Annotated in this window: 2 protein-coding genes; both read left to right on the forward strand. The window is 67.0% G+C overall.

All coding sequences use genetic code 11. The features are described 5' to 3' along the window. Positions 1-129: 129 nt before the first annotated feature. Positions 130-1,038 carry a tyrosine-type recombinase/integrase gene (locus tag NKJ94_RS37325; protein ID WP_352532769.1) on the forward strand — a complete coding sequence of 303 codons (909 nt, stop codon included), beginning with the start codon at positions 130-132 and terminating at the stop codon, positions 1,036-1,038. Positions 1,039-1,041: 3 nt separating this feature from the next. After that, the coding region (locus tag NKJ94_RS37330; protein WP_352532770.1) for an IS91 family transposase at positions 1,042-1,399 on the forward strand (358 nt) is incomplete at its 3' end.

Here is a 1,399-nt window from a genome sequence, read left to right on the forward strand (position 1 = left end):
GAACGAACCCGCTGCGCGGGAGGGGCGCCTGCGGTTGAGGTAGTGATCAAGAACCGGTCGTCGCGCTGGCGTTGAGCGTCGTCCGGCGGGGGCAGAGCATGACGGGCTTCTTCAACAAGGAGCCTGACCATGCAGCACCCCGTTCTCGATGCACCCGTCAGCCCGCTGCGCCAGCGGCTGATCGACGACATGAACATGCGGCGCTTCTCACGGGAGACACAGCGCAACTATCTCCGCGACATCGGACGCCTGGCGACATTCCTCGGGCGTTCACCAGACACCGCTACCGCCGACGACCTGCGCCGGTTCCAGATCGAGCAGCAGGAGGACGGCGTTCCCGTGCCAACGATGAACAGCATCGTGTCGGCACTGCGCTTCTTCTTCACCCACACGCTCGACCGCCCGGACCTGGCGCGCAGGCTTGTCCGGCTGGCGCATCCGCGCAACCTGCCCGTGGTGCTCAGCCGCGACGAGGTGGCCCGGCTGCTCAACGCCACCACGTGTCTCAAGCACCAGGCCGCATTGTCAGTCGCCTATGGCGCGGGCCTGCGTGTCGCCGAGGTGTCGATGCTGAAGGTTGCCGACGTCGACAGCGAGCGCATGCTGCTGCGCGTCGAGCGTGGCAAGGGCGGGCGCTATCGCAACGCCATGCTCTCGGAGGACCTGCTCACGCTTCTGCGTGAGTGGTGGAAGGTCGGACGTCAGCAGGGCGTGATGCACCGCGACGGCTGGCTGTTCCCGGGACAGCACGCGATGAAGCCGATCAGCACGCGGCAGCTCTATCGCATCGTCGTTGAGGCGGCCCAGGCCGCCGACATCGCCAAGCGGGTCGGGCCGCACACGCTGCGCCACAGCTTCGCCACCCACCTGCTGGAGGACGGCACCGACATCCGGATCATTCAGGTCCTGCTCGGGCATGCCAAGCTCAACAACACCGCCCTTTACGCGAAGGTGGCGACCCGGACGGTGCGTGCCGTGACGAGCCCGCTCGACAAGCTCGGGCTGTTCAAGCCGGGAGAGGTCCCGCCCGACATCTGAGCCGTGCGCGCCTCGATCGAGGTCGCCGACATCTTCCGTGCTGCCGGACCCGTTTACCGGGCTGCCCATGCAGGTCACCTGAGCCTCGCCCAGCTCAAGGTCATGTCGGCGATCGAGTATTGCCGCACCGCAGCCCTTGGCGGTCACGTCGAGGCTTGCGAGGACTGCGGCCAATGGCGGATCGCCTACAACTCCTGCCGCAACCGGCACTGCCCGAAGTGCCAGGGCGCGGTGGCACGGACATGGTTGGCCGAGCGCGAGGCCGATCTGCTGCCGGTCGGCTACTTCCATGTCGTGTTCACGCTGCCCGCCGAAGTCGCCGACATCGCGTTCCAGAACAAGGCGCTCGTCTACGACCTGC

Origin of the sequence: Mesorhizobium sp. M0060 (assembly GCF_040323155.1) — a bacterium.
In the GTDB taxonomy this organism is placed as follows: Bacteria; Pseudomonadota; Alphaproteobacteria; order Rhizobiales; family Rhizobiaceae; genus Mesorhizobium.

Excerpts from the sequence above, each read along its gene's own strand:
- NKJ94_RS37325 (WP_352532769.1), top strand. The coding sequence starts at position 130 with ATGCAGCACCCCGTTCTCGATGCACCCGTCAGCCCGCTGCGCCAGCGG.